This is a genomic window from Caballeronia sp. SL1002 (assembly GCF_057814995.1).
The window spans coordinates 332,935-359,156 of sequence record NZ_JBYMUW010000002.1 but is presented as its reverse complement, the minus strand read 5'-3'; the positions used below and the strand labels follow the sequence as shown (position 1 = coordinate 359,156).

Genomic DNA, 26,222 nt, shown 5'->3' with positions numbered 1-26,222 from the left:
TATGGCACGAACGATGTCGAAACAAAGCAGTGGAACACTGGCGCCGTGGCTGGGCGTCGCGTTGATCGTCATTTTGCTCGACCAGTTGACGAAGATCGCCGTGCTGCGGATTTTCGCTTATGGCGAGCCGCACGCGGTGGCGCCGTTCTTCAATTTGCTGCTCGTCTATAACCGCGGCGCGGCGTTCAGCTTTCTCGCCGCGGCGGGCGGCTGGCAGCGCTGGGCGTTCACGGCGCTGGGCGTCGCCGCCGCGATTGTGATTTGCTATTTGCTCAAGCGGCACGGCGCGCAGCGGATGTTTTGCACGGCATTGTCGTTGATCATGGGCGGCGCGATCGGGAATGCGATCGACCGGATCGCTTACGGACATGTGATCGATTTTCTCGATTTTCACGTGAATACGTGGCACTGGCCGGCGTTTAATATCGCCGATAGCGGGATTACCGTTGGTGCGGCGTTGTTGATTTTCGATGAGTTGAGGCGGGTACGGGGAGCGCGGTGACGGTTTCGCTGGCGCTTGGGGTTGGGGTTTTGGTTTGCTCGCGCCCTGGCTTTTGTGTGCCCATGCTCTCTGGGAACTTGCTCGGTTTTGGTTTGCTCGCGCCCTGGCTTTTGTGTGCCCATGCTCTCTGGGAACTTGCTTTCGTGTAGGTCTATTAGCACGCCGCTGTGCGCGGCAGCAGTCACTTTCTTTGCCGCTGCAAAGAAAGTAACCAAAGAAAGCAGCTTATCCGTCGAAGTGTCCACCACGAACCGTAACCGGGAGTGGCGCGCAAGCTGATTCGGCCATCGCACCACACAACAAAGTGGAGCCGCTCATCCATCCCCGCAGGCACAAAGTGCCTGCCGGAACGGCAAAACTGAACAACAAACCAAACCAAACCAAACCGACCGCCGAGCACAGACCACCGGTTTTTGACATGCCCGTCGTCCGAGCGCAGCGAGGATGGAACTGACAGGTGCTGTGCCAATGCGAGTGACTGCGCGCTAACCGAATCAGCCTGCGCGCCTATCCGGGTTGTTATTCGAGGTGGACACTTCGGCGGATAAGCTGCTTTCTTTGCTTACTTTCTTTGCAGCTAGCCAAAGAAAGTGACTGCTGCCGCGCATAGCGGCGTGCTTATAAACCTACACGAAAGCAAGTTCGCAAAAAGCACAGGCAAACAAAAAACAAAAGCGCCAGCAAACCAGGTCCGGCGAAAATTCCCAGAAAAGCACAACCACGACGACAAAACCAAAGCGAACCCCAAGAGCGGCCTTGTGCAGACCAGCTCAAAACCCGCCAAAATCGAACCCGCAAAACCCCAAACCCAAGCGCAAGCGAAAACACCACCTCGGGGAAAGAAATTGGAACCATCAGAACTCGCAGGAAAGCACCTGGTGCTGGGCATGACCGGCGGTATCGCCTGCTACAAAATCGCGGAACTGACGCGGCTCCTGATCAAAGCGGGCGCGACGGTCCAAATCGTGATGACGGAAGCGGCCACGCAGTTCATCACCCCCGTCACCATGCAGGCGCTCTCCGGCCGTCCCGTCTATACGTCGCAATGGGACGCGCGCATGCCGAACAACATGGCGCACATCGACCTCTCGCGGGAAGCCGACGCTATCGTGATCGCGCCGGCATCGACGGACTTCCTCGCGAAGCTCGCGCACGGCACCTGCGATGACCTGCTCTCCACGCTGTGCGTCGCGCGCGATTGCCCGCTGCTCGTCGTCCCCGCGATGAACCGCCAGATGTGGCAGAACCCCGCCACGCAGCGCAACGTGGCGCAAGTGCGCGCGGACGGGATCGAAGTGCTCGGGCCGGACTCGGGATCGCAGGCGTGCGGTGAGGTCGGCGACGGCCGGATGCTCGAACCCGCCGCGACCTTCGAGGCCATCTGCGCTTTCTTCCAGCCGAAAATTCTCGCCGGCCAGCGCGTGTTGATCACCGCAGGACCGACCTTCGAACCGCTCGATCCGGTGCGCGGCGTCACCAACCGGTCCTCGGGCAAGATGGGCTTCGCGCTCGCGCGCGCCGCCGCGCAGGCGGGTGCTGACGTGCATCTCGTCGCCGGGCCGGTCGCGCTGGAGACGCCCTGGGGCGTGTTCCGCGAAGACGTGCAGACCGCGCAGGAGATGCACGACGCCGTGATGCACGCGACGCCCGACACCGACATTTTTATCGCGGTGGCGGCGGTGGCCGACTGGCGCGTCGATCACCCGAGCGATCACAAGATCAAGAAATCGGCCGATCAGTCCATTCCCACGTTCACGTTCGTCGAAAATCCGGACATTCTGGCGAGCGTCGCCAAATTGCCGAATCCGCCGTATTGCGTTGGCTTCGCGGCGGAAAGCGGCGATCTCGAATTGCACGGCGAGCAAAAGCGCGTGCGCAAGAACGTGCCGCTCTTGATCGGCAATCTTGGGCCGCTGACGTTCGGTCTCGACGATAACGAAGTTGTGCTGTTCGAGGCATCCGGCATCACGCGTCTGCCGCGCGCCGACAAAAAGCAACTCGCGCGCGCGCTGATCGCCGAAATCGCGAAGCGCGCCCCGCGCGGCGGCTCCCTGCTCTCCTGACTGCGACTCCGCCATGACCCGACTCTCCGTTCTCGACCAGACGCCCGTGATCGACGGCCACAGCACCGCCGACGCCATCGCGGCCACGCTCGACCTCGCCCGCCTCGCCGACGACCTCGGCTACACGCGCTACTGGTGCGCCGAACATCACGGGCTGCGCGGCGTGTCGAATCCGTGTCCCGAAGTGATGCTGGCACGCATCGGCAGTCTGACTTCGCGGATACGGATCGGCTCGGGCGGCGTGATGCTGCCGTACTACAGCCCGTTCAAGGTCGCCGAGCAATTTCTGATGCTCGAAGCGCTGTTCCCGAATCGCGTCGATCTCGGCGTCGGGCGCGCGCCGGGCGGCGACATGCGGACGGCGCAAGCGGTGGCGTCCGGCACATACAATCGCGGCGACATTTTTCCTCAGCAAGTGGGCGAACTCGTCGGCTTGTTCAACGGCCGGCTGCCTGACGAGCACATCGCGAAAAACGTGCTGCTGCAACCGCAGATCGCGACGCGTCCGCAACTCTGGATGCTCGGTTCCAGCGATTTTGGCGGTTTGCTCGCGGCGGAACTCGGCATTCGCTTCGCGTTCGCGCATTTCATCAACGCGCAATATGGGCATCGCGTGGCCGAGGCGTATCGCGAGCGGTTCTCAGCGGGCAACGAGCCGACGCCGTATCTCGCGGCCGCTGTATTCGTGATTTGCGCGGATACCGAAGCCGAAGCCGCCGCACTTGAAAAAGCCGTGGATCTGCGCCGCGTGCAGATGGCCTACGGCCTGAACCTGCCGATTCCGTCGATCGAACAAGGCGCCGCGCAGGAATACGGCCCGCGCGATCTCGACGTGATCGCGCGCGAAAAGAGCCGCAGCATTATCGGCACGCCGGAAAGCGTGACCGAGCAGCTCCACACATTGCAACAACGCTTCGATGCCGACGAACTGATCGTGCTCACCGTCGCGGGCAGTTACCGCGCGCGGCTGCGCTCGTATGAACTATTGGCCGAAGCCTTCGAACTCGGAAAAAACCCATGAAACTCGACGTCAAGATTCTCGATGCGCGCATGCGCGACTACCTGCCCGCCTACGCCACGCCGGGCAGCGCGGGGCTCGACCTGCGCGCGTGCATCGACGCGCCGATGGTGATCGCGCCGGGCGAAACCACGCTCGTCCCGACCGGCCTCGCCATTCACCTCGCGGACCCGGGCTACGCGGCGATGATCCTGCCGCGCTCCGGCCTCGGCCACAAGCACGGCGTCGTGCTCGGCAATCTGGTGGGGTTGATCGACTCGGACTATCAAGGCCAGTTGATGATCTCGACGTGGAATCGCGGCGACACCGCGTTCACGCTGAATCCGTTCGAACGGCTCGCGCAGATGGTGATCGTGCCGGTCGTGCAGGCAACGTTCAATATCGTCGATGAGTTCGAGACGAGCGAGCGCGGCGCGGGCGGCTTCGGCAGCACCGGCAAGCATTAAGCCGCTAGGCACTTTTAAGCGCGGCACGCCGCCGCGTACATGCGAATAACCTGCCGCACGCGATCCTGCGCGATCTCGTGCGGCGTGTTTTTCAGCGCGCCGCTTCGCACCGCCCAATACTGATCCGGCAAATACTGGCTCAGTAAATTTTCGGGAATACCCGCCGTGGCGAGGTTGTTCATCAGCGCGCGCACGGCCGCGCCGATCTCGGGATCGGTCCAGTAATAACGCACGCGATCGCTGTAGCTGAAGGTGCGCAACAGGCGTTGCACGCGTGCATCGCCGTGGTAATACTTCTCCCAGAAACCCGGCTTCGCCAGCATCACACGCTCGATCACCGCGCGCAGATTCGAGCGCTTCCCGGCATCGACGATTTCCGTCTCGATATCCGCGAGCGCGAATAGCGCCTCGCGCAACGCGAACGTCACGCCCGGCCCGACTTTGAGAATGCGGAAACCGTCGCGCACGAGCGCCGCGAGCGCTTCGGCGGTCTGGTAGTCGGTGGAATGCGCTTCGAACACGAAGCCGGGAAGATCGTCGAGCGCGCTTTTCAGCGATCCTGCCCGCTCCGGCCGGTAATCGATCACCTTCGTATGGTCGAATTCCACGCCCGGCTGCACGACCAGCGCGATCACGCGCGGCCACGCGTCCTCCACGCCGTGCTCGCGCCACGCGGCTTCGTGAACGGCCGCCGTCTGCAACGCGGCTTCGCGCGAGGTCGGTGCGACTTCGTGGAGTTCTTCCGCCGCGCCGCCCGGCACCGGCACTTCCGTGCCGATCACGTACACCGGCGCGGCCTTCAGCCCTTCGCGACGCACCGCGGCTTCCGCGACGGCGCACAGCCGCGCCGCGCGCGCGGCGACCACGGCGTCCGAGAGGCGCTCGGGATCGTCGGCGCAAGCCATGCTCGTGTCGAGGTGAATCTTCGTGAATCCCGCCGACACATACGCGTCGATCAGCGCGCACGCGCGCTCCATCGCGTGCGCCGACGGCAGATCGCGCCACGCGTTCGGCCCGAGATGATCGCCGCCGAGAATCAGGTCCGCAGCCGGAAAGCCCAACTTTTCCGCGATGCCGTGCACGAACGCGACGAAATCGCGCGGCGTCATGCCGGTATAGCCGCCGAACTGATCGACCTGATTGGAAGTCGATTCGATCAAAAGCGGCGTGTTGTCGGCGAGCGCCTGCCGCATCGCGGCTTCCAGCACCCACGGATGCGCCGAGCAGATCGAATAAATGCCCGCCAGCCGCGCCGACGCCGGGTGTGCGCCGCTCAACCGAGCCACGATATCGCTCATCTTGTCACTCCACGGTGCTGAGAAATGCGTCGAGTTCGGCGAAGGTCGCCGTGCCTTCCATCGGCCCTTTCACGCCGACCGCGCGCGCGCCGCTCGCGCACGCGTAGCGCAGCGCGGAATCGACCGCCATGCCTTGCGCGCGGCACGCGATATAGGTCGCGCCGAAGCAATCGCCCGCGCCGGTCGGATCGAGTTCGGTCACCTTGAACGCTGCGCGATGCTGCTCGCCGTGGGCGTCGAAATAGCTGCAGCCTTCGGCGCCGCGCTTGACGATCACTTCCTTCACGCCGCGCCCGAGCAGTTCGTCGATCGCGCCGCGCTCGGACGTCGCGTTCGCCAGCAGCGTGACTTCGTGGCCGCTCGGCAGGAACACGTCGGTGTAATCGAGGATGAAGTCGAGCGCGTCGCGCATCTCCGGAATCCGCAGCATTTCCTTGCGGATATTCGGGTCGAAACTGACCGTGCCGCCGTTCGCCTTCACGGTTTCGATCGCACGCTTCATCGCCTCGATGATCCGGAACGAGAACAGCGACGAACCCATCACGTGGAAATTCCGGCAGCCGGCGAGCAGGTCGTCGCGCAGGTTCGCGACCGACAACTGCGCCGATGCGCTGTTCGTGATGTTGTAGATGAAGTCGCGGTCGCCGTCCTCGCGATACGTGACGAACGCGCTGCCGGTGGTCGCGTCCTTCAGCACGGCGATGCCCGAGACATCCACGCCGTCCTCGCGCAGCCGCTCCACGTTGAGCACACCGAAATCGTCGTCGCCGACGCAGCCGATCATCGCCGCGCGGCTGCCGAGTTTCGCAACCTGATCGATGAAAATGGCCGGCGCGCCGCTCGCGTAAGGCCCGATCAGCGTGCCGGGACGGCGAAAACTCTGCCCGCGCTCGGTCGCCATGATTTCGACCAGAATCTCGCCCATCGCGACGATGGAACCCGACGGCGCTGCTGAACTGCTCGGAACATTAGGCATGGCGCTTTTTCGCTTGAGGTTGGAGCGTGGGAAGTTGCGGCTCGGAAACGGCGCTCACCCTGATGCGGCGGCCGTCGCCTGCATCCAGCGTGGTGGCGCGAAATTCGAGGATCTTTTCTTCGCGGCGATGCACCGCGAGTCCGGCGTTCACGATGAGATCCATCGTGGGCGGATCGAGCGTGTCGTCGAGGATGAGCGCGTCGAGATCGGCGAGACGGCAGAACGGCTCGCCCGCGCCGCCGCGCAAACTCGGCTGAAAGGCGACCGCCACGCCGCGCCGCGCCGCCGAGAGCGCCGCGCGAAACAGCCGCGCGAGCCGCGCGTCGGCGCATAGCAGATTGCCGCCGCGGTCCACGCCGGTCGCTTCCACCACGGCGACGTCGAGCGCGCGCGCCGTGACCGAGCGCTCGGCGTCGGGGCCGGTGAGTATCGTGGAAGCGTCGTCGAGCGTGCCGCCGGTCAGTTGCAGCTCGCACGACACGAAGCGCTGGGCGGTCGGCACCATCGCAAGGTCGTTGAGCGTGAGCGAGAGATTCGCGCGATCCGCGAGCAGCGGCAGGATCTTGTGCGTCACCGCGCCCGCGCCGATAAACACGGCCGCGTGGTCGTCGATGAAATCCGCCGCGAAACGCGCGATCGCCATGTCGGCCGCCTTGCGCGCGGCGGGCGATGCGCTGGGAAGCAGCGCGCTTTCGGCGCTTTGCTGGGGCAGATAGCGCGCGCGACCGAACGCGCGCACCAGATAGCGCTGGCCTTCGAGGTAATTCAGGTCGGAGCGGATCGTGACGCTCGATACGTCGAACGCCTGGCTCAGTTCCTCGACCGATACCTCGCCGCGCTTCCGAACCAGTTCCACGATCCGGAGGCGGCGATCCAGCGAGTTTTTGTTGGCAAGCATGGGCATCCGGTGACGGAATCGCCAAGCGAACAGGATATTCGCTCTTTCGTTTCGAAAGAGTTTAATTTCGAAACGAAAGTCATGCAAAGATTTAAAACCGCTTGAAGTTAAGCGTTTACCCTTGATCGGCGCGCTTTCTATACCAGACGAAGTACACGCTCGTCAGCACCAGCATGAACGCGAAGCCGTACACGAGCGTCATGCGGAATTCGCGCGTGAACGCCGTGGTGAGCATCACGGCGGCCATGAGCGCCGCGCCGAGCAGGCTGCCGAACGGATGCAGCACCATCCGGAAGCCAGGCGTCGGACCGGCGTAACGCGCGCGAAAAAAGAGATGCGTGACGAAGATCATCAGCCAAGCGAACATCGCGCCGAAGATCGCGATGGAGAGCATCAGGCCGAACGCGGTATCCGGATAGAGCGCCGTGAGCAGCGTCGCGAGCGCGATCCCGATGGTCGAGAGCGACAACGCCGCCGTCGGCACGCCGCTCGCGCTGAGCACGCCGAAGCGCCTCGGCGCATAGCCCGCGCGCGAGAGGCTGAACATCATGCGCGCGGTGATATAGAGCTGGCTGTTCATCGCCGAGAGCGCCGCGACCAGCACCACAAAGTTGATCACGCCCGCCGCGTAAGGCACGTGGGTCGCGGCCATGACTTTGACGAAGGGGCTTTCGTCGGTGCTCGCCTGGGTCCACGGCACGATGGCGAGCATCAGCGCGAGCGTCAGCAGGTAGAACAAAACCAGCCGGAACACCGTCGAACGAAACGCGCGCGTGACGGCGCGCTGCGGGTCTTTCGCCTCGCCCGCCGCGACCGCGATGGTTTCGATATTGAGGTAGCTGAAAATCGAGACGATCACCGCGATCCACGTCCCCCACAGTCCTTTCGGAAAGAAGCCACCGTACGCCGTGTAGTTCTGCAGACCGATACCGGAGCTAGCCGGCGCGCCGAATACGAACACCGCGCCGAGCAAAATGAACGCGACGATCGCGACGATCTTGAGCATCGAAAAGACATATTCGATCACCCCGTACACCTTGACGCTCAACGCGTTCACCACGATCAGCGCCGCCGAAAAGCCGACGATCCAGTACCAGCCGGGGACCGCCGGAAACCAGTACTTCATGAACACGGCGACCGCGCTGACCTCGGTGCCGACGGCAAATACCACCGCCGACCAGTACGCGTAGCGCACGAGAAACCCGGCGAGCGGCCCGATATAGTGCTCGGCATACGCGCCGAACGAGCCGGACGTGGGATGCGCGACCGTCATTTCCGCGAGCGCGCCCATCAAGAGCAAGGCGATCAGCGCGCCGATCGCGTAACTCACCAGCACGCTCGGGCCGGCGAAACCGATCGCGAAGCCGCTGCCGAGGAACAAGCCGGTTCCGATCGCGCCGCCGATGGCGATCATCGACATCTGTCCGGCGCCGAGACTCCGGTGCAACCCTTTCTCGCGTTCGACGATTCTGTCGAACGAGCCACGCTCAATACTCACAGCGACCTCTGTCTAATCGGTTTGCGTTATCGTTTTGCGGACACAAAAAAGCGAGGCGGCGCGGGAAACTTCCCCGCGCCGCCTCGCGTATGTTACCGCCGATCAGCTAATAAGCTAAGGCCGCAGATTCGCTGCCTACTCGCTACCTACTCGACTTCGATCGTCTCCGGATTCGGATTACGCGGCGTCGGATTCTCGTCGAACGTCAGTTGCACCTTGTCGTTCTCGTCGACATCCACCGTCACGCGACCGCCCGAAAGCAGCTTGCCGAACAACAGCTCGTCCGCCAGCGCGCGACGAATCGTGTCCTGAATCAGACGCTGCATCGGACGCGCGCCCATCAGCGGATCGAAACCGTGCTTCGCCAGATGCTTGCGCAACGCGTCGGTGAAGAGCGCATCGACCTTCTTCTCGTGCAACTGGTCTTCGAGTTGCATCAGGAACTTATCGACCACGCGCATGATGATTTCTTCATCGAGCGAACGGAAGCTGATGATCTGGTCCAGACGATTCCGGAACTCCGGCGTAAACATCCGCTTGATATCGGCCATTTCGTCGCCGGTTTCGCGGCGGTTCGTAAAGCCGATCACCGACTTGCCCATTGCCTCGGCGCCCGCGTTCGTCGTCATGATGATGATGACGTTGCGGAAATCCGCCTTGCGGCCGTTGTTGTCGGTCAGCGTGCCGTGGTCCATCACCTGCAGCAGCACGTTGTAGATGTCCGGATGCGCCTTTTCGATTTCGTCCAGCAACAGCACGCAATGCGGCTTCTTCGTGACGGCTTCGGTCAGCAACCCGCCCTGATCGAAACCGACATAGCCCGGCGGCGCGCCGATCAGCCGGCTGACCGCGTGACGCTCCATGTATTCGGACATGTCGAAGCGGATCAGTTCGATCCCCAGCGTGAACGCCAGTTGCTTCGCCACTTCGGTCTTGCCGACACCGGTCGGGCCCGAGAAGAGGAACGCGCCGATCGGCTTGTCCAGCTTGCCGAGACCTGCACGCGCCATCTTGATGGACGCCGACAGCGCATCGATGGCCGGATCCTGCCCGAACACCACGCTCTTCAGGTCGCGATCGAGCGTTTGCAGCTTGCTGCGGTCGTCCTGCGAGACGCTTTGCGCCGGCACACGCGCGATCTTGGAGATGATTTCCTCGATCTCGTTCTTGCCGATGGTCTTCTTCTGCTTCGACTTCGGCAGAATGCGCTGCGCTGCGCCCGCTTCGTCGATCACGTCGATCGCCTTGTCGGGCAAATGACGGTCGGTGATGAAGCGCGCCGACAATTCAGCCGCCGCCGACAGCGCACCCGACGAATATTTCACGCCATGGTGCTCTTCGAAACGCGACTTCAGTCCGCGCAGGATCGCAACCGTCTGCTCGACGGTCGGCTCGGTCACGTCCACCTTCTGGAACCGGCGCGACAAGGCCGCGTCTTTCTCGAAGATGCCGCGATATTCCGTGAACGTCGTAGCGCCAATGCACTTCAACTGTCCCGACGACAACGCCGGCTTCAGCAGGTTGGATGCGTCGAGCGTTCCGCCCGAAGCCGCGCCCGCACCGATCAGCGTATGAATTTCGTCGATGAACAGAATGGCGTGCGGACGCTCTTTCAGTTCCTTCAGCACCGTCTTGAGACGCTGCTCGAAGTCGCCGCGATACTTCGTGCCCGCGAGGAGCGCGCCCATGTCGAGCGAGTACACCTGCGCGTCGGCCAAAATGTCCGGCACTTCGCCGCGCGTGATGCGCCACGCGAGCCCTTCCGCAATCGCGGTCTTGCCCACGCCGGCTTCACCCACCAGCAGCGGATTATTCTTGCGTCGACGGCACAGCACCTGCACCACGCGCTCGACTTCGGACTCCCGACCGATCAGCGGATCGATCTTGCCGTCCTTCGCAAGCTGGTTCAGGTTCGACGTGAACTGCGCGAGCGGCGTTTCCTTCTGAGCGGCGGCTTCATCCGATTCCGGATTCGCCTCGCTGCTCGCCTTCGCGGCCTCGCCGCTGTTCGTCTTCGCGATACCGTGCGAGATAAAATTCACGACGTCGAGACGCGTCACGCCCTGCTGCTGCAGGTAGTAGACCGCGTGCGAATCCTTCTCGCCGAAGATCGCGACGAGCACGTTCGCGCCCGTCACTTCCTTCTTGCCATTCGACGTCGACTGCACGTGCATGATCGCGCGCTGAATCACGCGCTGGAAACCAAGCGTCGGCTGCGTATCGACGTCGTCCGTGCCAGGCACGGTCGGCGTGTTGTCGTGAATGAAATTGCGCAGGTTCTGACGCAAATCTTCAATATTTGCTGCGCATGCGCGCAACACTTCAGCCGCGGTCGGGTTGTCCAACAAGGCCAGTAAAAGATGCTCGACCGTAATGAACTCGTGCCGCGCCTGACGTGCTTCCATAAACGCCATGTGCAGACTGACTTCCAGTTCCTGGGCAATCATGCTTCCTCCATCACACACTGCAGCGGGTGCCCCGCTTGCCGTGCATGGCTAACGACTTGCTCAACTTTGGTCGACGCGATGTCCCGCGTGTAGACCCCACAAACTCCCCTACCCTCGCGATGAACCTTCAGCATGATCTGCGTCGCAGTCTCACGATCTTTGTTGAAATATTCCTGCACGACCATCACGACGAATTCCATCGGCGTGAAGTCGTCGTTCAGCAGCACCACCTTATACATGGACGGCTGTTTCAGCTTTTGTTCCTGCCGCTCCAGTACAGTGCCATCCTGCTTGTTGGGATTGATCGCCATACACCCATTCTAAACAACTCGGACTGACCCGTATCGCCGCCGAAACGCCGACCGTCCGGTCGAAAAAATGGCGTTTTCGTCACTCGATACGCGATCCGTCGCGTCTGAATTCCGCCACCGCCTGCCAGGCGCCGGCCCGCTTGATCATCGTCGAATCCAGTATCGCACAGCTTCCAAAAAAACAAATTCGTCGCGGGTCCGGCGCTCTCCTGCCGGGTGCTACACAGGTGAGTCGATTATGCGACTTTTCAAGATGGCGTGCTTGCGCGACCGCACGCTACAAAATAATGAATAACCCTACAAATGTGCTCTTTACAACGTCATATCGGCCATCTCAAAATTTTCTTGACACCCGATTTAAGAGATTCAACAATCAAACTGGCACTTTTTTCCGAAGGCCATTACGCGAAAAGAGGCCGAGGTGAGCTAGTGAGGAGGGGACGGCTGCTACAGCGGCCGTTGAGCTTTTCGAGCGTGCTCGTGTAGCGATGAGAGCTAGAGGGGAAGTAGGTATGTCAACTGGTACGGTCAAATGGTTCAACGACGCGAAAGGCTACGGATTCATCACGCCCGATGAAGGCGGCGAGGATTTGTTTGCGCATTTCTCGGCGATTCAAATGAACGGTTTCAAGACGCTCAAAGAAGGCCAGAAGGTCAGCTTTGAAATCGTCCAGGGACCGAAGGGCAAACAAGCATCGAATATTCAGGACGCGGCCTGACTATTCCATCGCTGTGCTGCTCGGGGACCCGGCCTTCGCGCCGGGTTTTTTGTTTTTGGTTGAGCGGATTTCGGGGCTGGGTTGCGAGTGACCTTTTGGCGAAGCGTTGCGGCGGTGCGGTACGTTCAGCTCGGAGACGGCTGTATGCGCCCTCGTTCCCGCGCACGCCGGCGATAGCGGCGGACGAGCACGACCCCGAACACGACCAGCGCGATAAGCAAAAGCAACGCGCCCGCAATAAAACCCATTACTAGCGTGCCGAGTTGTTCGTCGGGATCGCCGGGAGTATGACGGTTAAGCGGCCGGAACGACGCGAAAAATCGATCCGCGACGGCCGGCGCGAGCGGTTGCTCCGCACGATCGGCGATGGCGAATAAATATAGATTTCCCTCGATCGCGACAAAGCGACCCGAGAAGTGATTCAGATCCTTCCCGAACGACTCCGTAGTATCAGGACCGCGGTTGAGTTCGAATTGAATCCCCTGATAACCGTTCACCTGAAAGGGCATCTGACCGACGACGACCGCGCCCGGCAAAGCCGTTTCAATGGCATCTCGAAAGCCACCACTGGCGCAGTCGGAAGACAGAAAATCGGGCGCGCGGAGAACTATCAGTTTCCACCAAAACGGCAAGTCTGCACGGGTCGCGATAAATAACGCCTTCTGCTTTCCGTCAGTTGCCGATTGCCTGAGTTCAAAACCGGTCAGTCCAGGGAACTTCGCAATACTGGATTGCGTGGGAAAATCCACCGTGACCGCGTCGCCGAATTTCACGGTTTCAGCATGCGCGCACGTGAAGTTGAAAACCACAAATGCGATTGCGATCCGATATGCGTAAAGTATGCATTTGCGGATTGTCCGCAAGAAATAGCTTTTGCTTTTCAACATCGATAAACTCAGTGTACTGTCGCGATACCGCTGAAAAATGCGATTATTGATTCCCGGTTTTCTAGTCCGCGCCCTTCCGTCGCGCCCGCGCGACGCGCAGCGACACCGAATTGACACGGCACCCGCGCGACGCAATCAACGGATCGACCGTAATTACCAGAGCCGCAGACCCTCAAACAAATTCCAGCCGTTCCGGCCTTTTACTTCTTTCAGGTAATACGCGTAGTTTGCAATACTCGCGAAGAGAAACGAGAGACCTATTCCCAAAGGCCGCGACAAATCCTTGCCCGTCGCTGCAAGGATAAGAACGTCAAGCAAAAAGACGACGAACACGCACCCAAGTAGCCCAATTGCTTTTTTCCACATCCCTAGAACCAGGAAATAAATCGGCCCAAAGAAGAACGCGATAAAATTCCAGCTAAATAGAAACCGTTTCATAAACGGAAGGGCTTGAATTGCTGCTTTATACGAAGGCGTTCCCGGCGCGCCGTTTGCCTCGATGAAGGCAAACCGTTCGCGCCACTTTTGACTGACCGCCATTGACCCGATAGTGCTCGATTCGTTCAGATCCAGATTTCGATTTTCCATATCGCGCTCCGCTAAATGGACAAATTCTAATCTCTAATGGAGCGCACGCATGGCGTCGGCGACAAACCTTAACGATTTCAAAATGGTTAAAACCGGACGGCGTCAGATAATGGTTATTATTGAGATAAACCGGCAGATAAGCGGCTCTAATTCGTTGAGACAAAACAAAACCCCGTCACACGTGACGTATGACGGGGTTCGTGCTTAAAGCGCCGAGCGCCTACATATTCTCGATCAGCACCTGACCGAATCCCGAACACGACACTTGCGTTGCGCCTTCCATCAGCCGCGCGAAATCGTAAGTCACGCGCTTTTGCAAAATCGATTTTTCCATCGACGCAATAATCACGTCCGCTGCTTCAATCCAGCCCATGTGACGCAGCATCATTTCAGCGGACAAAATTTCCGATCCCGGATTCACGTAGTCCTTGCCCGCATACTTCGGCGCCGTGCCGTGCGTCGCTTCGAACATCGCGACCGAATCCGACAGATTCGCGCCCGGCGCAATGCCGATGCCGCCCACTTGCGCCGCGAGCGCGTCCGAAACGTAGTCGCCGTTCAGGTTCAGCGTCGCGATCACGTCGTATTCGGCCGGACGCAACAGGATTTGCTGCAGGAATGCATCGGCGATCACGTCCTTCACGACGACATCGCCACCCGTCTTCGGATTCTTGATCTTCATCCACGGACCGCCGTCGATCAATTCCGCGTTGAATTCGCTTTGCGCCAGTTCATAGCCGTAGTCACGGAACGCGCCTTCCGTGAACTTCATGATATTGCCCTTGTGCACGAGCGTGACCGAGCGTCGGTCGTTGTCGAGCGCGTATTGGATGGCCTTGCGCACGAGGCGCTGCGTGCCCTCTTTCGAGACCGGCTTGATCCCGATGCCCGACGTGTCCGGGAAGCGGATTTTCTTCACGCCCATCTCTTCCTGCAGAAACTTGATGACTTTCTTCGCTTCCGCCGATTCCGCCGCCCACTCGATCCCGGCGTAAATGTCCTCCGAGTTCTCGCGGAAAATCACCATGTTGGTCTTTTCCGGCTCGCGCACCGGCGACGGCACGCCCTTGAAATACTGCACCGGGCGCAGACAGACATAGAGGTCGAGTTGCTGGCGCAGCGCCACGTTGAGCGAGCGGATGCCGCCGCCGACCGGCGTCGTGAGCGGTCCCTTGATGGACACGACATACTCTTTCAGCACGTCGAGCGTTTCTTCGGGCAGCCAGACGTCGGGGCCATACACCTTGGTCGCCTTCTCGCCCGCGTAGATTTCCATCCAGTGGATTTGCTTCTTGCCGCCATAGGCCTTCTCCACGGCCGCATCGACCACCTTGATCATGACCGGCGTGATGTCGAAGCCCGTGCCGTCGCCTTCGATATACGGAATGATCGGCTGGTCGGACACGTTGAGCGTGAAATCCGCGTTGACGGTGATCTTGTCACCGCCGGTCGGAACCTTGATGTGCTGATACGGCATGGTCGACTCCAAAGATGGCTGGGCTGTTTAAAAGCTGGCTGAACCTGAGTTGAAGCCGGGCCGGATGGCGATTCGCACATCGCCGGCCAAGTCACCACGGGTCACAATCTTTCTGCGGTAGAGCGTGCGCGGGCGCATGCCGCGCGAAGCGCGCGCCGATAGAGCAATGGCGGGTGTAAGCGCGGAAGGAACCTCATTCTAGCCCACCGCCGCCCGCTTGCCGCGCTTGGCTTTCCAAAGTTGCCGCGCGCCGCCACTCAACACTTATATCTTATATAAGACATAAGTGTTCGCGATCCGGATTATGCATTAAGATCCCGGCAGCCACTATAGGCGCTCACCCGCAGAAGCACGCCGCTCAAGGCGTTGCGCTGCACTCATCCACGTTTCGTTTTCGCCATGCCGCTTATCGCACTGAACAAGCCGTTCGGCACCATCTGCCAGTTTTCGCCGCACGAGACGCGGGCGTCGCTCGGCGACTGGGTGAAAACGCCCGGCGTTTATCCGGCGGGCCGGCTCGACGCCGACAGCGAAGGCCTGCTGCTGCTCACCGACGACGGCGCGTTGCAGACGCGGATCGCCGAGCCGCGTCACAAGCTCGTCAAGCGATATTGGGCGCAAGTGGAAGGCGCGCCGGAAGCGGACGCGCTCGACCGGCTGGCCGCGGGTGTCGATCTGGGCGAATTCGTCACGCGGCCGTGCAAGGCACGTTTCGTCACGCCGCCCGACACGTTGTGGCCGCGCACTCCGCCGGTGCGCTTTCGCGCGGCCATTCCGACGACGTGGATCGAATTGTCGATTACCGAAGGCAAGAACCGGCAGGTGCGTCGCATGACGGCGGCCGTCGGCTTTCCGACGCTGCGTCTCGTGCGCGTGGGGATCGGCGCGCTCGATATCTTCGCGCTCGGTCTCGCGCCCGGCGAAACGGCGACGCTTGCGCCACGCGCGCCATGGGACGGCGTTCGCTGATCGACGCGTTCCGCTTCGTAAGCACAAGTCAGCACACACGCGTGTCGATTCAATGAAAAACGACATTTCGCGCAAGCCGTCCCGACGCCTCTTTCGCGTGTCATTCGAATAAAGAAATTTCTCGTCAACCGACGACGGACACGCGGCGTTATTGAGCGCAGATGCCTTAAAACGCTATCCGGCATTAGCGAAGAACTTCGATTGATAACCTGTTTTTCACAGGCTGTTTGTAAGGTTTTAGCGCTCGCAGCGATGTCGATTTATTTGTCGATATAACTGTCAACCGAAAGGTGGATGGCTCGTTTACCGACATGACTCCAATAACCGGGTCGTTGGTTAATTTACTAAAGCTGAGGATTCACAAAATGAACAAACTGATCGCTGCTCTCGTCGCTGGCCTGTTCGCAACGGCTGCTTTCGCACAAGCTTCGGACGCTACGGCTCCGGCAGCAGCAGCTCCGGCCGCAGCTTCGACGGCTCACAAGTCGGCACACAAGAAGTCGCACAAGAAGGCATCGCACAAGAAGGCAGCTTCGGCTGCAGCCGCTTCGGCAGCTTCGGAGTAAGTTTGTTGTAAGAGGCAGTCAGGCGAAGTTAATAACTAGCGTCACTGCCGTTCTTACGGCGTTAAAAGGCAGATGGCCGCAAGGCACTCTGCCTTTTTCTTTTTGCGCACGCTCAAGTAACATGCGCGGGTCTTTCCGGCTTTCCGCTGGATTTGCGGATTTTTATCGAAGAAGGAGTTTCGCCGTGCGTCTTTCGCTGCATTCGTTCAATCCGTTTAGCCAATCACCCAGTCTCGGCCAGCGCGTTCGCCGCCTCGCAATCGCGCTCTTGTTGCCGCTCGCCGTCTTGCCGCCCGTGCTCGCGTTCGCGCAACAAATGCCCGCGGGCGCCAAGCAGCCCGGTGACTTTCCGCGCGTGCGCCTGACCGCTGGCATGTTCGTGATCGACGCGGCCGTCGCCTCGAACGATGCCGACCGCGAACAAGGCCTGATGTACCGTTCGACGCTCGCGTCCAACGAAGGCATGCTGTTCGTGTTCAACGAAAACGCCGTGCATTGCTTCTGGATGAAAAACACGCTGATCCCGCTGTCGATCGCGTTTATCCGCGCGGACGGCACGATCACGGATATCGACGAGATGCAGGCCGAGACGACCGACAATCACTGTCCGCGCAACAACGGCGTGTATGCGCTCGAAATGAGCAAGGGCTGGTTCGCCGCCAAAGGCATCAAGCCGGGCATGAAGCTCACCGGACTTCCCGCCGCACCGCAATAAGCCGCGCGCCTTTTACAGGCTCGCCGCCGATCAAGCCGGCCGTTCGACCGAACGCGCCGGCTTTTTTGCGTCCGCTCGCCTTGCCTGGCAGGATTCCTGCAAAGAGATTAGCTAAGCGCTATCCTAATAGACCAAGAGAGACCGCGAGAGACCACGGGACGCCCTGCGCGCACCGCCTCACCGTCCGACCCACGCCGCCGCGCCGCGTCGTCCGTCCGGCGCTCTCTAAACCACAGGAGGTTCAAGTGCCCCGCAAGACTCCCATCGAGCGTTACCGGAACATCGGCATCAGCGCTCACATCGACGCCGGCAAGACCACGACCACCGAACGCATTCTTTTTTACACCGGCGTGAACCACAAGATCGGCGAGGTTCACAACGGCGCGGCGACGATGGACTGGATGGAGCAGGAGCAGGAGCGCGGCATCACCATCACCTCCGCCGCCACGACGGCCTTCTGGAAAGGCATGGCGGGCAATTATCCGGAACACCGGATCAATATCATCGACACCCCCGGCCACGTCGACTTCACGATCGAGGTGGAGCGCTCGATGCGCGTGCTCGACGGCGCGTGCATGGTCTACGACTCGGTGGGCGGCGTGCAGCCGCAATCCGAAACCGTGTGGCGTCAGGCGAACAAGTACAAGGTGCCGCGCATCGCGTTCGTCAACAAGATGGACCGCGTGGGCGCCGATTTTTTCCGCGTGCAGAAGCAGATCGGCGACCGGCTGAAGGGTGTCGCCGTGCCGATGCAGATCCCCGTCGGCGCGGAAGAGCACTTCCAGGGCGTGATCGACCTGGTGAAGATGAAGGCGATCATCTGGGACGAAGACAGTCAGGGCGTGCTGTTCGAATATCAGGAGATTCCGGCGAACCTGCTGGAGACGGCGAAGGAATGGCGCGACAAGATGATCGAGGCGGCGGCCGAAGCGAATGAAACGCTGCTCGAAAAGTATCTGGGCGGCGAGGAACTGAGCGAGGACGAGATCAAGAGCGCGATCCGTCAGCGCACGATCAAGAACGAGATCGTGCCGATGTTCTGCGGCAGCGCGTTCAAGAACAAGGGCGTGCAGGCCATGCTCGACGCCGTGATCGACTATCTGCCCTCGCCGGTGGACATTCCCGCCATCCTCGGCCACGACGAATACGACAAGGAAGCGGAACGCCATCCGACCGACGACGAGCCGTTCTCCGCCCTCGCCTTCAAGATCATGACGGACCCGTTCGTCGGCCAGCTGATCTTTTTCCGCGTGTATTCGGGCGTCGTGAATTCGGGCGACACGGTCTACAACGCCGTGAAGGAAAAGAAGGAACGCCTCGGGCGGATCCTGCAGATGCACGCCAACGAGCGCAAGGAAATCAAGGAAGTGTATGCGGGCGACATCGCGGCGGCCGTCGGTTTGAAGGAAGCCACGACGGGCGACACCTTGTGCGATCCGAACCACGTCATCGTCCTCGAACGGATGATCTTCCCGGAACCGGTGATCTCGCAGGCCGTCGAGCCGAAGACGAAAGCCGACCAGGAAAAGATGGGCATCGCGCTCAACCGGCTGGCTCAGGAAGATCCATCATTCCGCGTGCAGACCGACGAGGAATCCGGCCAGACCATCATCTCGGGCATGGGCGAACTGCATCTGGAAATTCTGGTCGACCGGATGAAGCGCGAGTTCAGCGTCGAGGCGACGGTCGGCAAGCCGCAGGTCGCGTATCGGGAGACCATCCGCGTGCCGATCGACGATGTCGAGGGCAAGTTCGTCAAGCAGTCGGGCGGCCGCGGCCAGTACGGTCACGTGGTGCTGAAGCTCGAACCGCAGAAGCCGGGCGGCGGCTACGAATTCGTCGATGCGATCAAGGGCGGCGTCGTGCCGCGCGAGTACATTCCGGCGGTCGATAAAGGCATTCAGGAAACGCTCAAGGCCGGCGTGCTGGCGGGTTATCCGGTGGTGGACGTGAAAGTGACGCTGACGTTCGGCTCCTACCACGACGTCGATTCGAACGAAAACGCGTTCCGCATGGCAGGCTCGATGGCGTTCAAGGACGGCATGCGCCGTGCCAGACCGGTGCTGCTCGAACCGATGATGGCGGTCGAAGTGGAAACGCCCGAGGACTTCATGGGCAACGTAATGGGCGATCTTTCGTCGCGGCGCGGCATCGTGCAGGGCATGGAAGACATCGCGGGCGGCGGCGGCAAGCTGGTCCGCGCGGAAGTGCCGCTCGCGGAAATGTTCGGCTACTCAACCACGCTGCGTTCGCTGACCCAAGGCCGCGCGACTTACACGATGGAGTTCAAGCACTATTCCGAGACGCCGACCAACGTCGCGGAAGCCATCGTCAATTCGAAGTCCAGGTAAGCATTTGTCTGGACGTTTCATGCAGGAGTCCGTTGTCGCCGCCCGGTGGCAACGGACTTTTTGTTATCCGGGAGAAGACCATGAGCGACGAAGCTATCGATTGGCGGGAACACGGCGTCAAGGTCATCAAGAGCGATCAACTCGACGCCAACACCGCGCAGACGCCCGGCATGAACCGCGCGGCCGCGATTAACGCGGCGCGCGTCGGCGCGCAGAAAATCTGGGCGGGCACGGTCACGATCCATCCGAACGCGAAGACCGGCGCACATCATCACGGCGCGCTCGAAAGCGTGATCTACGTCGTACGCGGACAGGCGCGCATGCGTTGGGGCGAGCATCTCGAATTCACGGCCGAAGCGGGTCCGGGCGACTTCATCTTCGTTCCGCCGTATGTGCCGCATCAGGAGATCAACGCGCGCACCGACGAGCCGCTCGAATGCGTGCTCGTGCGCAGCGACAACGAAGCGGTCGTCGTGAACCTGAATATCGACGCCGTGGAAGCGCCGGAAGAAGTGTTCTGGGTCGATCCGATTCATAAACATCCGCACGACCACTGACTTCACGACCTCGCGCGGCATTTCCTACCGTCGCGCGTGAGCCATAGCCAGCAAGGCTTTCCGCTTCGCGCGCGCAGCGTCGCAAAAATGGAACTCGATCGGTTGCCAGTGAATCGGAAACGTTTCGGCTCGGCTAAACTGGGCTCGCGCGCTCGCCACAAAACACATCAAAACGGAACGCTCCCCGATGAAGAAACCTTCGATCGACCTCGCCGCTCTCGAAACGTCGCGCGCGAACGCCGGCGAACTTGGCAATCACGCTATCGACGAATTCCGCGCGGGCCGCCTGACGCGCCGCGAACTGCTACGCCACGCTAGCCTGCTTGGGCTTTCGCTCGCGGCGACGGGTCTTGTCGGCGGAATGGCGGGCGGCCTGCTGATGCCGCGCGATGCGCGCGCGCAAGTTGCAGGCAAGCCCGGCGGCACGATCCGCGTCGCGCATCTGACGCCGTCGGGCGCGGTCGATCCGCTGACCGTGACCGATCCGCCCGGCCTCGCGCTGATTAATCAGACGGGTGAATTCCTGATCGACGATGACGGGGAAAAGCTCACGCTTCATCCGGCGCTTGCGCTTTCGTGGAAGGCCAACGCGAAGGGCGACGTGTGGACGTTCAAGCTGCGCCCGAACGTCAAATTCCACAACGGCCAGCCGATGACGGCGAAGGACGTCGCCGCCACTTTCAACCGTCTCGCCGATCCGGACGCCGGATCGGCCGCGCTTTCCGTGCTGAAGGGCGTGTTGTCGAAGAACGCGGTGAAGGCCACGGACGACCTGACCGTCGAGTTCCATCTCGACGCGCCGAACGGCAATTTCCCGTACTACGTCTCCTCCGACAACTACAACGCCGTGATCCTGCCGGCGAATTTTTCGGGCAGCTACGAGAAATCGTTTATCGGCACGGGGCCGTTCAAGCTCGAAAAATACACGCCGAAAGTGGGTGCATCGTTCGTGCGCAATCCGGACTACTGGGGCGACAAGGCGTTGCCGGAGCGCGTGCAGTTCGCCTTCTACGCCGACCAGCAGGCGCAGTTGCTCGCGCTGCAAGGCCGTCAGGCCGATGTCATGGGCGACTTCACGGTTCAGGGCGGCGTCAGCATGATGAACAACGGCGAGTTCAAGGTGCTCGGCGTGAAGTCGAGCGCGCATCGCCAGATTCACATGCGTACCGACACCGGCCCGTTCAAGGACAAACGCGTGCGCCAGGCGCTCGCGCTTGCGGTGAATCGTGAGGTGATCGTGAAGGGGCTGTTCCGCGGGCGCGCTGCGCTCGGCAACGACAGCCCGTTCGCGCCGGTGTTTCCGTCGAGCGACTTGACCGTGCCGCAGCGCAAGCTCGATATCGCGAAGGCGAAGCAACTGCTCGCGCAGGCGGGCGTGCCGAATGGTTTCGAGGTGACGCTCACGACCGAAAAGTACATGGAGATTCCCGATCTCGCCGTCGTGCTGCAGAACGCGGCGAAGGCGATCGGCGTGAAAATCACGCTGAAGGTGGAAAGCCAGGAGCTGTATTACGGCGCGGGCACGTTCGGCAAGTCGGACTGGCTGGATTCGCCGCTCGGCATTACCGATTACGGCCATCGCGGCGTGCCGAACGTGTTCCTCAACGCGCCGCTCACGAGCGACGGCACATGGAACGCCGCGCACTTCAAGAATCCGCAGTACGACAAGCTGGTGGCGGATTTCGTCGGCGCGCTCGATGTCGCGTCGCAAAAGAAGTTGTCGGGGCAGATACAAAACTTGCTACTCGATGAAACGCCGGTCGTGATTCCGTATTTCTACGACCAGTTGATCGTCACGCGCGCAAATGTCCACGGCGTGCGCTTCAACGCCATTTCGCAGCTGTACTTCGAGCGGGCGACGATCAGCGCTTAAGTTTCCAACTCAAGGACTCACCGAGCATGAGCACGGCTTCTCCTCCCGCGCCGAATATGCCGAACGCGCCACACACGACCGCTCGCCGCGATTCAGGCGGCGCGTGGCGTGCGGCGCGCTTCGTCGGTACGCGGCTTTTGCTCGCCGCGATCACGCTCTGGCTGCTCTCGGTCATCGTGTTCGCGGGCGGCCAGTTGCTGCCCGGCGACGTAGGCCGCGCGATCCTTGGGCCCCTCGCCGATGCGCGCGCGGTCGCCGCGCTCGATCATCAACTGGGCGTCGACCGGCCGCTTTTCGCGCAATACGCGGGCTGGATCGGTCGCTTTCTGCGCGGCGACATGGGCGAGTCCTACGCGTTTCGCGCGCCGGTCGCGCCGTTCATCGTCGATGCGTTGCTGAATTCGGCCAAGCTCGGCGCGCTCGCGTTCGTGGTGGTCGTGCCGCTCGGTATCGCGGGCGGCGTGTTCTCGGCGCTGCACGCGGGACGCTGGATCGACCGGACGATCAGCATCGCGGGATTGTCGGCGACGGTCGTGCCGGAATTCGTTTCGTCGATCGTGCTGATTCTCGTGTTCGGCGTATGGCTGCAATGGCTGCCGATCGAGGCGACCTTCCCGCCCGGTTCCAGCGTGCTCGTGCAATTGCAGCATCTGATCCTGCCGGTGCTGCCGCTCGTGCTCGTTTTCTTTGGCTATATCGCGCGGATGGCGCGCGCTGGCACCGTGGAAGCGCTCGACGCCGACTACACGCGCACCGCGATCCTCAAAGGGCTGCCGCGCCGCGTCGTGATCTGGCGGCACGTGCTGCGCAACGCGCTGCTGCCCACCGTCACCGTCGCGGCGACGCAGCTCGGTTACATGATCGGCGGGCTGGTGGTGGTGGAGACGCTCTTTCACTATCAGGGCATCGGCTCGCTCATCTACAACGCCGCGAAGGCGAAGGATTTCCCCATGCTCGAAGCCGGCGTGCTGACGATCGGCGTGATCTATACGGCGGCCAACCTCATTGCCGACGCGCTGTATGTCGTGCTCAATCCGCGTCTGCGGGTGAGGAACGCGCAATGAGGAACACGCGATGAGGACGCAATGAGCAGCGTGATTTCATCTGGCGCCAGGACGCCACGCTTCGAACGCTCGACAGCGCTGCTGCGCTCGCCAACCTTCGTCGCGGGCGCGCTGATCCTGCTGTTCTGGATCGCGTGCGCGATCGGTGGGCATTGGGTCGTGCCGCAAGATCCCTACGCCTCCGATCCGCTGAATTCGCTCACGCCGCCCGACACCACGCACTGGTTCGGCACCGATCAACTGGGCCGCGACGTATTCGCGCGGGTGATCGTCGGCGCGCGGGACATCCTGACCATCGCCCCGCTCGCGACCCTGCTCGGCACGCTCGGCGGGACCGCCATCGGCCTCGCCGTCGGCTATTTCGACGGCTGGGTGGACAACGTGGTCGGCCGGCTGATCGACGCGGTGCTGGCGCTGCCGCTCGTGATCGTCGCGCTGCTCGCGCTGGCGGCGGTCGGGGCGAGCAACGGCACGGTGATACTCGTGATCGGCATCACGTTCGCGCCGATCACCGCGCGCACCGTGCGCGCCGCGGTGTTCGCCGAACGCCACCTGGACTACGTGCTCGCCGCCCAGTTGCGCGGCGAAAACGCGCTCTACATCATGTTCGCGGAAATCCTGCCGAACGTGCTGCAGCCGATCATCGTCGAGGCGACGGTGCGGCTCGGCTACGCGATCTTCGCGGTGGCGACGCTGTCGTTCCTCGGCTTCGGCATCCAGCCGCCGTCGGCCGACTGGGGCCTCGCACTCTCCGAGTGCTATACGTTGATGGCGGGCGGCGCGTGGTGGACGGTCGTCTTCGACGCGGCGGCCATCGCCTCGCTGGTGGTCGGCGTGAACCTGGTGGCGGATGGTATCGAGGGAGTGCTCGAACGATGAATGGACCGCCCCCGTCCGCTTTCCCCGCGTTCGATGCCGCGAAAAGCGACAAGACCGACGCGCTGACCATCGTCGGCCTGACGGTTGCGTATCGCTCGCGCGGCCGCGAACGCGAAGTGCTGCAGGACGTCACGTTGCGGGTGAAACGCGGCGAAGCCTACGGGCTTGTCGGCGAATCGGGCTGCGGCAAATCGACGGCCGCGCTCGCCGTCGTGCGCTACTTGCCGCGCAACGGCCGCGTCAAGGCAGGACGCATTTCGATCGCGGGACGCGATATCGCGTCGCTCAACACCGAATCGCTGCGCGAAATGCGCGCCAACGCGGTATCGATGGTCTATCAGGACCCGGGCCGCGCGCTCAACCCGTCGCTCACCATCGCGCGGCAGGTGTCCGAGGCGTTCGAAGCATCGGGCGCGTCGTCGGGCGAGGCGCTCGAACGGACCGTCGAGATGCTTCGGCGCGTGCGGATCGCCGCGCCCGAACGCGTGATGGAAAGCTATCCGCACCAGTTGTCCGGCGGCATGCAGCAGCGCGTGGTGATCGCGATGGCGCTCGCGTGCAATCCCGACCTGCTGATCCTCGACGAACCCACCACCGGACTCGATGCAACCGTCGAAGCGGAAGTGCTCGATTTGATCGCGCATCTGCGTGCCGAGTTGGGCACGGCGGTGCTCTTCATCAGCCACAATCTGGCGGTGATCGGCCGGATGTGCGACCGCGTCGGCGTGCTCTACGCGGGGAAACTGGTCGAGGAAGGCGCGACCGCCGATGTCTTCGCGCGGCCGCGCCATCCGTACACGACCGGCTTGCTGCGCTGCCTGCCCGCGCCGGGACGCTCGAAGGACAGTGGCCGCCTCGACACCATTCCCGGCGCGCTGCCGCTGCCGGGCGCGGTGACGCAGGGCTGTATCTACGCGGCACGCTGCAAGCTCGCCGACGAGCGTTGTCTGCGCGACGCGCCGCCGCCGTATCGCGTGGTGTCGATGCATGGCGAGCAGATGGCGCGCTGTCACTATCACGAGCGCGCCGCCGAGTTGCCGCGCGCGACGCCCGATGTGCCCGCGCCCGCGGCTTCCCTCGAAAACGCGCCGATTGCGCTGCGCGCCGAGCATCTGTCGAAGACGTTCCAGGTGGGCGGCGAATCCGTGCGCGCCGTGCACGATGTCTCCCTCGAACTTGCGCACGGCGAGACGCTCGGGCTGGTCGGCGAATCGGGCAGCGGCAAGACGACGCTCGCCAAACTGCTGCTCGGCCTGCTTTCACCCGACGAAGGCGCGACGCTCGAACTCGACGGCGCGAGCCTCGCGGCGCGCGTGACGCATCGCAACGACGAGCAGGTGAAGTCGCTGCAGATCGTGTTTCAGAACCCGGATTCCGCGTTGAACCGCGCGCACTCGGTGCGTCGGCTGATCGCGCGGTCGTTGTCGAAGCTCGGCGCGTTGCGTGGTGCGGCGAAGGAGTCGCGGCTGCAGACGCTGACTGCCGCCGTGCGGCTGCCCGAGCGTTATCTCACCGCGCGCACGCGGCAGTTGTCGGGCGGGCTCAAGCAGCGCGTCGCGATTGCGCGCGCGTTCGCGGGCGATCCCCGTGTGGTCGTGTGCGACGAGCCGACCTCCGCGCTCGACGTCTCCGTGCAGGCCGCGATCCTCAACCTGCTCGCCGATCTCCAGCGCGAGCACGGCGTGAGCTACGTGTTCATCTCGCACGATCTGAACGTGGTGCGCTACGTGTCCGACCGTATCGCCGTGCTGTATCTCGGGCGGCTGATGGAGATCGGCCGCGCCGCCGAAGTGTTCGACGGGCCGCATCATCCGTACACGGAGGCGCTGTTGTCGTCGATGCCTTCGATTGGTTTGGAAAGTGCGCTACCCGCGCGCATCCGGCTTTCCGGCGATTTGCCAAGCGCCGCCGATCCACCGTCGGGCTGCGTGTTTCATACGCGCTGTCCGCGCAAGATCGGCGCGATCTGCGAAACGACGGAGCCGCCTTTCGCGGAGGCGGGCACTGCCCACCGTATTCGCTGCCACATTCCGGCGGACGAACTGCGCGCGATGCAGAGCGTCGCCGCCGAGCCGCAAACGTAATTGCGCGGAACCAAACCGCAATCGCGCTCTCCTATC

The 26,222-nt window shown here is 62.2% G+C and carries 23 protein-coding genes; 14 read left to right on the top strand and 9 right to left on the bottom strand.

The genetic code is table 11. From position 1 onward, the window contains the following. Window position 1: 1 nt before the first annotated feature. The 4 genes from lspA to dut all read left to right on the top strand — a co-directional run bounded on the left by lspA (window position 2) and on the right by dut (window position 4,029). A complete protein-coding gene (lspA, locus tag AC3D25_RS04515; protein ID WP_488887277.1) occupies window positions 2-502 on the top strand; it encodes a signal peptidase II in 501 nt (166 codons plus the stop codon). Between the two features lie 845 nt (window positions 503-1,347). Further along, window positions 1,348-2,565, top strand: coding sequence for a bifunctional phosphopantothenoylcysteine decarboxylase/phosphopantothenate--cysteine ligase CoaBC (gene coaBC, locus AC3D25_RS04510; RefSeq protein WP_488887276.1), 1,218 nt, complete (start codon window positions 1,348-1,350; stop codon window positions 2,563-2,565). A gap of 13 nt (window positions 2,566-2,578) precedes the next feature. After that, window positions 2,579-3,586: an LLM class flavin-dependent oxidoreductase gene (locus AC3D25_RS04505; RefSeq protein WP_488887275.1), complete on the top strand. Its 1,008-nt coding sequence runs from the start codon at window positions 2,579-2,581 to the stop codon at window positions 3,584-3,586. Further along, window positions 3,583-4,029 carry a dUTP diphosphatase gene (gene dut, locus AC3D25_RS04500; RefSeq protein ID WP_488887274.1) on the top strand — a complete coding sequence of 149 codons (447 nt, stop codon included), beginning with the start codon at window positions 3,583-3,585 and terminating at the stop codon, window positions 4,027-4,029. Before AC3D25_RS04505 ends, dut begins: the two co-directional genes overlap by 4 nt. 14 nt (window positions 4,030-4,043) lie before the next feature. Here the strand turns inward: dut and AC3D25_RS04495 are convergent, their stop codons facing one another. The 6 genes from AC3D25_RS04495 to clpS form a co-directional block, all read right to left on the bottom strand. Then, the gene (locus AC3D25_RS04495) at window positions 4,044-5,327 is read right to left on the bottom strand and encodes a D-tagatose-bisphosphate aldolase, class II, non-catalytic subunit (RefSeq protein ID WP_488887273.1); all 1,284 of its coding nucleotides are present in this window, start codon (window positions 5,325-5,327) and stop codon (window positions 4,044-4,046) included. A 4-nt stretch (window positions 5,328-5,331) separates the two neighbouring features. Beyond that, window positions 5,332-6,303, bottom strand: a complete 972-nt coding sequence (locus AC3D25_RS04490; RefSeq protein WP_488887272.1) for a tagatose kinase — start codon at window positions 6,301-6,303, stop codon at window positions 5,332-5,334. Continuing rightward, window positions 6,296-7,201, bottom strand: coding sequence for a DeoR/GlpR family DNA-binding transcription regulator (locus AC3D25_RS04485; RefSeq protein WP_488887271.1), 906 nt, complete (start codon window positions 7,199-7,201; stop codon window positions 6,296-6,298). The genes AC3D25_RS04490 and AC3D25_RS04485 overlap by 8 nt, the downstream gene beginning before the upstream one ends. Before the next feature lie 115 nt (window positions 7,202-7,316). Beyond that, a complete protein-coding gene (locus AC3D25_RS04480; RefSeq protein WP_488887270.1) occupies window positions 7,317-8,699 on the bottom strand; it encodes an amino acid permease in 1,383 nt (460 codons plus the stop codon). Between the two features lie 146 nt (window positions 8,700-8,845). Then, window positions 8,846-11,146 (bottom strand): ATP-dependent Clp protease ATP-binding subunit ClpA, encoded by a 2,301-nt coding sequence (gene clpA / locus AC3D25_RS04475; protein WP_488887269.1) that lies wholly within the window; start codon window positions 11,144-11,146, stop codon window positions 8,846-8,848. Further along, window positions 11,143-11,457, bottom strand: a complete 315-nt coding sequence (gene clpS, locus AC3D25_RS04470; RefSeq protein WP_488887268.1) for an ATP-dependent Clp protease adapter ClpS — start codon at window positions 11,455-11,457, stop codon at window positions 11,143-11,145. The genes clpA and clpS overlap by 4 nt, the downstream gene beginning before the upstream one ends. Window positions 11,458-11,969: 512 nt before the next feature. Here clpS and cspD point away from each other — a divergent pair. After that, entirely contained in the window at window positions 11,970-12,176 is a 207-nt protein-coding gene (gene cspD, locus AC3D25_RS04465; protein WP_008351201.1) for a cold shock domain-containing protein CspD, read from the top strand. 125 nt (window positions 12,177-12,301) lie between these two features. Here cspD and AC3D25_RS04460 read toward each other — a convergent pair whose 3' ends face one another. From AC3D25_RS04460 to icd, 3 genes are all read right to left on the bottom strand, one after another. Beyond that, complete coding sequence (locus tag AC3D25_RS04460; protein WP_488887267.1) at window positions 12,302-13,063, bottom strand: hypothetical protein; 762 nt, start codon at window positions 13,061-13,063, stop codon at window positions 12,302-12,304. 153 nt (window positions 13,064-13,216) lie between these two features. Then, complete coding sequence (locus AC3D25_RS04455) at window positions 13,217-13,651, bottom strand: DUF2628 domain-containing protein (protein WP_488887266.1); 435 nt, start codon at window positions 13,649-13,651, stop codon at window positions 13,217-13,219. A gap of 220 nt (window positions 13,652-13,871) precedes the next feature. Beyond that, on the bottom strand, window positions 13,872-15,128 hold the full coding sequence (icd, locus tag AC3D25_RS04450) for an NADP-dependent isocitrate dehydrogenase (RefSeq protein WP_488887265.1): 1,257 nt from the start codon (window positions 15,126-15,128) through the stop codon (window positions 13,872-13,874). A 399-nt stretch (window positions 15,129-15,527) separates the two neighbouring features. Between icd and AC3D25_RS04445 the strand changes: the two genes are divergently transcribed. The 9 genes from AC3D25_RS04445 to AC3D25_RS04405 all read left to right on the top strand — a co-directional run bounded on the left by AC3D25_RS04445 (window position 15,528) and on the right by AC3D25_RS04405 (window position 26,186). After that, window positions 15,528-16,097 (top strand): pseudouridine synthase, encoded by a 570-nt coding sequence (locus tag AC3D25_RS04445; RefSeq protein WP_488887264.1) that lies wholly within the window; start codon window positions 15,528-15,530, stop codon window positions 16,095-16,097. A 365-nt stretch (window positions 16,098-16,462) separates the two neighbouring features. Continuing rightward, window positions 16,463-16,663 (top strand): hypothetical protein, encoded by a 201-nt coding sequence (locus tag AC3D25_RS04440; RefSeq protein WP_488887263.1) that lies wholly within the window; start codon window positions 16,463-16,465, stop codon window positions 16,661-16,663. A 121-nt stretch (window positions 16,664-16,784) separates the two neighbouring features. Next, on the top strand, window positions 16,785-17,378 hold the full coding sequence (locus AC3D25_RS04435; RefSeq protein WP_488887262.1) for a DUF192 domain-containing protein: 594 nt from the start codon (window positions 16,785-16,787) through the stop codon (window positions 17,376-17,378). A 245-nt stretch (window positions 17,379-17,623) separates the two neighbouring features. Next, entirely contained in the window at window positions 17,624-19,729 is a 2,106-nt protein-coding gene (gene fusA / locus AC3D25_RS04430) for an elongation factor G (RefSeq protein ID WP_488887261.1), read from the top strand. An 80-nt stretch (window positions 19,730-19,809) separates the two neighbouring features. Then, window positions 19,810-20,286 carry a cupin domain-containing protein gene (locus AC3D25_RS04425; protein ID WP_488887260.1) on the top strand — a complete coding sequence of 159 codons (477 nt, stop codon included), beginning with the start codon at window positions 19,810-19,812 and terminating at the stop codon, window positions 20,284-20,286. A gap of 187 nt (window positions 20,287-20,473) precedes the next feature. Then, complete coding sequence (locus AC3D25_RS04420; RefSeq protein ID WP_488887259.1) at window positions 20,474-22,159, top strand: ABC transporter substrate-binding protein; 1,686 nt, start codon at window positions 20,474-20,476, stop codon at window positions 22,157-22,159. A gap of 56 nt (window positions 22,160-22,215) precedes the next feature. Then, window positions 22,216-23,223: an ABC transporter permease gene (locus AC3D25_RS04415; protein WP_488889593.1), complete on the top strand. Its 1,008-nt coding sequence runs from the start codon at window positions 22,216-22,218 to the stop codon at window positions 23,221-23,223. Window positions 23,224-23,244: 21 nt separating this feature from the next. After that, window positions 23,245-24,102 (top strand): ABC transporter permease, encoded by an 858-nt coding sequence (locus AC3D25_RS04410; RefSeq protein ID WP_488887258.1) that lies wholly within the window; start codon window positions 23,245-23,247, stop codon window positions 24,100-24,102. Beyond that, window positions 24,099-26,186: an ABC transporter ATP-binding protein gene (locus AC3D25_RS04405; RefSeq protein WP_488887257.1), complete on the top strand. Its 2,088-nt coding sequence runs from the start codon at window positions 24,099-24,101 to the stop codon at window positions 26,184-26,186. Before AC3D25_RS04410 ends, AC3D25_RS04405 begins: the two co-directional genes overlap by 4 nt. The last annotated feature ends 36 nt before the right edge of the window (window positions 26,187-26,222 follow it).

Excerpts from the sequence above, each read along its gene's own strand:
- AC3D25_RS04490 (WP_488887272.1), bottom strand. The coding sequence starts at position 6,303 with ATGCCTAATGTTCCGAGCAGTTCAGCAGCGCCGTCGGGTTCCATCGTC.
- AC3D25_RS04420 (WP_488887259.1), top strand. The coding sequence starts at position 20,474 with ATGAAGAAACCTTCGATCGACCTCGCCGCTCTCGAAACGTCGCGCGCG.
- AC3D25_RS04485 (WP_488887271.1), bottom strand. The coding sequence starts at position 7,201 with ATGCTTGCCAACAAAAACTCGCTGGATCGCCGCCTCCGGATCGTGGAA.
- icd (WP_488887265.1), bottom strand. The coding sequence starts at position 15,128 with ATGCCGTATCAGCACATCAAGGTTCCGACCGGCGGTGACAAGATCACC.
- AC3D25_RS04455 (WP_488887266.1), bottom strand. The coding sequence starts at position 13,651 with ATGGAAAATCGAAATCTGGATCTGAACGAATCGAGCACTATCGGGTCA.
- AC3D25_RS04460 (WP_488887267.1), bottom strand. The coding sequence starts at position 13,063 with ATGTTGAAAAGCAAAAGCTATTTCTTGCGGACAATCCGCAAATGCATA.
- AC3D25_RS04505 (WP_488887275.1), top strand. The coding sequence starts at position 2,579 with ATGACCCGACTCTCCGTTCTCGACCAGACGCCCGTGATCGACGGCCAC.
- AC3D25_RS04410 (WP_488887258.1), top strand. The coding sequence starts at position 23,245 with ATGAGCAGCGTGATTTCATCTGGCGCCAGGACGCCACGCTTCGAACGC.
- dut (WP_488887274.1), top strand. The coding sequence starts at position 3,583 with ATGAAACTCGACGTCAAGATTCTCGATGCGCGCATGCGCGACTACCTG.
- AC3D25_RS04425 (WP_488887260.1), top strand. The coding sequence starts at position 19,810 with ATGAGCGACGAAGCTATCGATTGGCGGGAACACGGCGTCAAGGTCATC.
- AC3D25_RS04405 (WP_488887257.1), top strand. The coding sequence starts at position 24,099 with ATGAATGGACCGCCCCCGTCCGCTTTCCCCGCGTTCGATGCCGCGAAA.
- AC3D25_RS04440 (WP_488887263.1), top strand. The coding sequence starts at position 16,463 with ATGAACAAACTGATCGCTGCTCTCGTCGCTGGCCTGTTCGCAACGGCT.
- clpS (WP_488887268.1), bottom strand. The coding sequence starts at position 11,457 with ATGGCGATCAATCCCAACAAGCAGGATGGCACTGTACTGGAGCGGCAG.
- AC3D25_RS04495 (WP_488887273.1), bottom strand. The coding sequence starts at position 5,327 with ATGAGCGATATCGTGGCTCGGTTGAGCGGCGCACACCCGGCGTCGGCG.
- lspA (WP_488887277.1), top strand. The coding sequence starts at position 2 with ATGGCACGAACGATGTCGAAACAAAGCAGTGGAACACTGGCGCCGTGG.
- AC3D25_RS04445 (WP_488887264.1), top strand. The coding sequence starts at position 15,528 with ATGCCGCTTATCGCACTGAACAAGCCGTTCGGCACCATCTGCCAGTTT.
- AC3D25_RS04435 (WP_488887262.1), top strand. The coding sequence starts at position 16,785 with ATGCGCGGGTCTTTCCGGCTTTCCGCTGGATTTGCGGATTTTTATCGA.
- clpA (WP_488887269.1), bottom strand. The coding sequence starts at position 11,146 with ATGATTGCCCAGGAACTGGAAGTCAGTCTGCACATGGCGTTTATGGAA.
- AC3D25_RS04415 (WP_488889593.1), top strand. The coding sequence starts at position 22,216 with ATGCCGAACGCGCCACACACGACCGCTCGCCGCGATTCAGGCGGCGCG.
- cspD (WP_008351201.1), top strand. The coding sequence starts at position 11,970 with ATGTCAACTGGTACGGTCAAATGGTTCAACGACGCGAAAGGCTACGGA.